Annotated in this window: 6 protein-coding genes and 1 tRNA gene; all 7 read left to right on the top strand. The window is 67.4% G+C overall.

The annotated features are described in order from the left end of the window. The coding region (locus tag MUO23_07280; GenBank protein MCJ7512758.1) for a His/Gly/Thr/Pro-type tRNA ligase C-terminal domain-containing protein at window positions 1–438 on the top strand (438 nt) is incomplete at its 5' end. A gap of 21 nt (window positions 439–459) precedes the next feature. Then, window positions 460–534, top strand: a tRNA-His gene (locus tag MUO23_07275). 108 nt (window positions 535–642) lie between these two features. Continuing rightward, complete coding sequence (gene mvaD, locus MUO23_07270) at window positions 643–1,635, top strand: diphosphomevalonate decarboxylase (GenBank protein ID MCJ7512757.1); 993 nt, start codon at window positions 643–645, stop codon at window positions 1,633–1,635. A gap of 91 nt (window positions 1,636–1,726) precedes the next feature. Continuing rightward, window positions 1,727–2,776, top strand: a complete 1,050-nt coding sequence (locus MUO23_07265; GenBank protein ID MCJ7512756.1) for a M50 family metallopeptidase — start codon at window positions 1,727–1,729, stop codon at window positions 2,774–2,776. Between the two features lie 9 nt (window positions 2,777–2,785). Then, on the top strand, window positions 2,786–3,754 hold the full coding sequence (locus MUO23_07260) for a HEAT repeat domain-containing protein (GenBank protein ID MCJ7512755.1): 969 nt from the start codon (window positions 2,786–2,788) through the stop codon (window positions 3,752–3,754). After that, window positions 3,751–4,662 (top strand): AEC family transporter, encoded by a 912-nt coding sequence (locus tag MUO23_07255; GenBank protein ID MCJ7512754.1) that lies wholly within the window; start codon window positions 3,751–3,753, stop codon window positions 4,660–4,662. The genes MUO23_07260 and MUO23_07255 overlap by 4 nt, the downstream gene beginning before the upstream one ends. A 34-nt stretch (window positions 4,663–4,696) precedes the next feature. Beyond that, window positions 4,697–4,981, top strand: a complete 285-nt coding sequence (locus MUO23_07250) for an acylphosphatase (GenBank protein ID MCJ7512753.1) — start codon at window positions 4,697–4,699, stop codon at window positions 4,979–4,981. Window positions 4,982–5,102 lie beyond the last annotated feature (121 nt).

Here is a 5,102-nt window from a genome sequence, read left to right as displayed (position 1 = left end):
GGCGGCGGGCGCTACGACAACCTGGTGGCCGAGGTCGGCGGCGAGCCGCTGGGCGGTGTCGGTTTCGCCATGGGCGATGTGGTCCTCGGCCTGGTGCTGGCCGGGGTTCGGGTGCTTCCCGAACTGCGGATCAGCCCATCGCAAGTCATGGTCGCAACATTCGACGCCGCCACCCGCGTGTCGGCGATGCGCCTGGCGGCTGAACTGCGGGCGGCGGGCATCAACGTTGAGTGGTTCCCGGACGCCGACAGGCTGCAGCGGCAGTACAAGTACGCCGACCGCCTGCGCATCCGTTTCGTCGCACTCGTCGGCCCTGACGAGCTTGCCGCCGGGACGGTCAGCATCAAGGACCTGGCGACCGGCGCGCAATCGTCTCCCCGCCGGGAAGAAGCGTCTGCCTTCCTTCGGGCCGCGATTGAAGGCCCCGCCCCTGCGTGATACAATCCGCCGCGAACCGCGGTGGCTGTAGCTCAATGGCAGAGCACTTGACTGTGGATCAAGGGGTTGCGGGTTCGAAACCCGTCAGCCACCCCACTGCCACAACGCCCTCAAGGGCGTTGTTTGCTCTGGCCGGGGAACGCCTCGACTCTCGCCGAGGGCTGCTGGCCCCCAAACAGCCCACAGGACCCACTTAGGCCTCTGATGCACAGCGCCCGTGCCCTGGCCAGTCCCAATATCGCCCTGGTCAAATACTGGGGGAATCGTGGCGAGGCCGCACTCCGGCTTGCCGCCAGCGGATCGATCTCAATCACCCTGGGTGGCTTGATGACGGAAATCGAGGTCACCTTCGACGAGGGCCTGGAAGCAGACCAGCTGCGCCTCAATGGTCAGCCCGCCCAGGCCCGGGCCAGGGAGCGGACCAGCAGGTTCCTCGACGCGATCCGTCGGCTATCCGGGCTCGATCGGTTTGCGGCCGTCGAGAGCCAGACGAACTTCCCAGTCGGGGCGGGGATCGCATCCTCCGCAGCCGCCTTTGCCGCGCTGGCTCTTGCTGGCAGCCGCGCAGCCGGAATGCAGCTGCCGCTGCCTGACCTCTCGCGCCTGGCGCGCCTGGGTTCCGGGTCGGCCTGCCGCTCGGTGTATGGCGGATTCGTCGAATGGATTGCCGGCGATACCCATGACACTTCGCTGGCGCAGCCGCTGCACCCTCCCGAGCACTGGCCGCTGGTGGATCTAGTTGCCGTGATCGATGAGCAACACAAGCCGGTCGGCTCGACCGAAGGCCACGCGCTGGCTTCCACCAGCCCTCTTCAACAAGCGCGGCTGAACGACGCGCCAAGCCGACTGAACGCCTGCCGCCGGGCACTCGACCGGCGCGACTTCGAGGGCCTGGCCCGGGTCGTGGAGCTGGACAGCAACATGATGCACGCCGTGATGTTGACGTCCACCCCGCCTCTGGCCTACTGGCAGCCGCCGACGCTCTCCGTCATGGCGCTGGTCGGGCGCATGCGTCGGGACGGGGTCTCCGTGTGCTACACCATCGACGCCGGTCCAACGGTTCACTGTTTGTGTGAGCCAGAGCAGGCTGAGCTCGTAGCGGCCGAGCTGAGCGCCATCCCCGGAGTGCGGCGGGTGCTGAGGGCGCAGCCCGGCGCCGGCGCACGCCTGATCGATGGCTCCCCGCGTCCGGGCTAGCGACCTGCTTCGCCGCCAGCGACCCTCCGCGGCCCATAAACCCGACCCTTCCGGGTTATAATCCGCCCGCGAACTGCAGAGAAGCTGCCGCATGCCTGATCTCCTAGTCTTCGTCTTGATTCTCGCCGCCCTGATCCTTGGACACGAACTCGGCCATTTCGTCGCCGCTCGCGCCAGGGGGGTTCGGGTGGATGAGTTCGGTATCGGGTTCCCTCCGCGCTTGGCCACGCTGTTCCAGGCCGGCGGTACCCGTTTCACCCTCAACGCCATCCCGCTGGGCGGTTTCGTCCGCCCGGCTGGTGAGGATGACCCCAATTTCCCAGGGGGCCTGGCCTCAGCCAGCAAGCGGACGCGGGCCATCGTCCTGCTTGCTGGACCCCTGGCGAACATCCTGATTGCACTTCTCGCCTTCTCCGCGGCCTACCGCTTTGCCGCGCCCGATTTCGAGCGGACTTCGATCACCACCGTCGCCGACTCCTCCCCGGCGCAGGCCGCCGGGCTGCTACCGGGAGACGTGATCATCGAATTCCAGGGCCAGCCCGTCACCTCCCTGGATACCCTGCAGCGCGCAATCGCAGGGTCGTTGGGGAGAACGGCGACGATCACCGTCGAGCGCGCCGAGCGCCAGCTGAAGTTTGAGCTTACGCCCCGGCTCACTCCCCCCGAAGGTCAGGGGCCGATCGGCATCGTGACCGGCAATCCGCGCCGGGCCGTTTCCTGGCCTGAGGCCGCCGGCTTGGGGATCGAGTCCATCCGCCTGCAATTGCGTGAGATCGTTCACCTTCCCGGACGCCTGATCCAGGGCCAGGTCGCCCCGGAGGAGGCCCGCCTCACCGGCCTCAAGGGCATGCACGATATGCTCGCTTGGGCTCGGGATGTCGACCGCAGCGCCCAGCGCCCGTTCCTCACCCTGACGCTGGTCGGCGTGATCAGCACCGGGCTGGCGCTGGCGAACCTACTGCCGATTCCGGCGCTTGACGGCGGCCGCCTGATGTTCGTGGCCTTCGAGGCCATTTTTGGCCGCCGGCTCTCGCCGCGCTACGAGGGCCTGGCGCATGCGATCGGATTCGCATTTCTTCTGGCCCTGATGCTGTATGTCAACATCCAGGATTTCGTCAACCCGATTGCGCTCCCCCGTTAGCAGACGTCGATGACCACGCGCTTCCAGGGTCTCCTGGCCCGGTTACGCCAAGGATCGGCGCCGCTTTCCGCCGATCAGGTCGCCACCCTCTCCGACTTGAGTGCCGTCGAGCGCCAGGTCTTCCTTGCCGCCTGGTCCGACCTTCCGCAGGAACGCCGCCTGCGGCTGCTGGAGCATATGGGACGTCTGGCAGACGAGCGCATCGAGCTGAATTTCGACGCCATCGACCGGGCCGCGCTGACTGACCCTGATCCGCACGTTCGAAGCGTAGCCATCCGCAATCTCTGGGAGTGCGAGGACCCGGCTCTTGCTGACTGCCTGCTGCAGATCCTGCACACCGATCCAGCCCTCGAGCCGGTGCGCGCCGCAGCCCGGGCCCTGGGACACTTCGTGTTGCTCGCAGAACCAGCGCAACTCGAGGAAGGGCAGCTCGAGCGGATCGTGGCCGGGCTGCTGTCTGTCGCCGTAACCAGCCCGGACGACACCGCCAGACGGACGTGCGTGGAGTCCCTCGGCTACTCCTCCCGCTCGGAGGCCGCCGGACTCATCCAGCAGGCGTTCGAATCCGACCAAGACGCCTGGCGCGCCTCTGCGCTCATCGCTATGGGACGCTCGGCAAATGACGAATGGGCCGAGCGCATCTTGCCGATGCTTCAACACCCTGCGCCCACCCTGCGTTTGGAAGCCGCGCGCGCCTGCGGCGAACTCGAGCTCAAGCCCTCCACCCGGCCACTGGTCGAACTCCTCCAAGACCCGAGCCCCGAAATCCGCCGGGCTGCCGTGTGGTCGTTGGGTCAGGTGGGCGGCAAACCCGCGTACCAGGCGCTGCGACACTACCTGCGCCGCAACGACTACCCTGAAGATGCCGAGCTGATTGACAGCGCCCTGGAGAATCTGGCGTTTGTCGAAGGAACCGAACAGATGCTGGGGTACAGCCGAGAGGATGACGACCTGGAAGACGAGGGCGACGAGGCTTGACCACGCTCCTGCACCTGTTTGCGGAGAACCTGGTCCCGGTACTGGTCGTCGCCGCCGTTGGCTACATCCTGCAGCGCGGCCTGCGCCTGGACCCCGCCCCCCTCTCACGGGTCGCCTTCTACGCCGCCTTGCCCGCCCTGCAATTCCAGTTGCTGCTCACGACGGAGATCCCTGCTAGGGACATCGGACGAATGATGCTGTTGGCGGCAGCCATCATCGGCTGCATGGGCGCCGTCAGCTTCCTGATCAGTCGGGCGCTGCGCTTGCCCGAACGTCTTGCCGCCGCATTCATCCTGAGCGTGACCTTCATGAACGCCGGCAACTACGGGCTGTCGGTAAACGGGCTCGCCTTTGGCCAGGCCGGCCTCGCCTGGGCGAGCATGTTCTACCTCACGAGCTCCATGCTGGCCAATGCCGCCGGCGTATACATCGCCAGTGTCGGCAAGACCTCGCCTGCGAAGTCGGCCCTCGGGCTCCTCAAAGTGCCCACGTTGTACGCCATCCCCCTGGCACTGCTCGTCCGCGGGAGCGGCGCCGAGCTCCCGGCCTTCGCTTCCCGGCCGATCGAGCTGCTCGCCGTCTCCGCCGTCCCGATCATGCTGCTGCTATTGGGGATGCAGATCGCCAAGGCCGGGCTGCCGCAACAGCGCCGGCTGGTCTCTCTGTCGGCCGGGCTTCGCTTGATCGCCGGCCCAGCCATCGCCTGGGCGCTGGTTCCCGTATTCGGTCTGCCCACGCTGGCCGGCCAGGTCGCGGTCCTGGAGGCCGGGATGCCGACGGCCGTCCTCAACACCATCATTGCCACCGAGTTCGATAGCGAGCCAGGATTTGTAGCAGGCGCCGTGCTGGTGAGTACCCTGCTCAGCCCGCTGACGCTGACGCCCCTCCTGGCCTTGCTCGGGGCCTAGCCGCACCGCCAGCCTGGCGCCGCCTGGAGGCACGATGCCCAAGCCGATCGACGAACTGCACGCCCTGATCCATGGCCGAGTCCAGGGCGTCGGGTATCGCTATTTCGTCCTTGACCGGGCGGCGGCGCTCGGCCTAACGGGCTGGACGCGCAACCTGCCCAACGGCTCGGTTGAGGTCCTGGCCCAAGGCCAGGCCGAAGCCTTGCAGCAACTCCTGGCTGCCCTTCACCGGGGTCCGGCGGGTGGACACGTCGACCAGGTGGAGAGCCAACTGGGTGAGGTCACCGAGGCCCACGCCAGCTTCCGCGTCACGCGCTAGACGGCCCGCCTCGATTGCGTGGGCGGTCGCCGATGGGACCGGCGATCTCCCGGTCCTCCCCGGACTCGGTCCTCCAGACAACCGAGTCGAATCCCTTCCGGGCCGAGAGGCAGCTGCACAG

It is taken from the genome of Anaerolineales bacterium, assembly GCA_022866145.1.
Lineage (GTDB): Bacteria > Chloroflexota > Anaerolineae > Anaerolineales > E44-bin32 > PFL42.
This window is presented reverse-complemented; position numbering and strand designations above follow the sequence as displayed.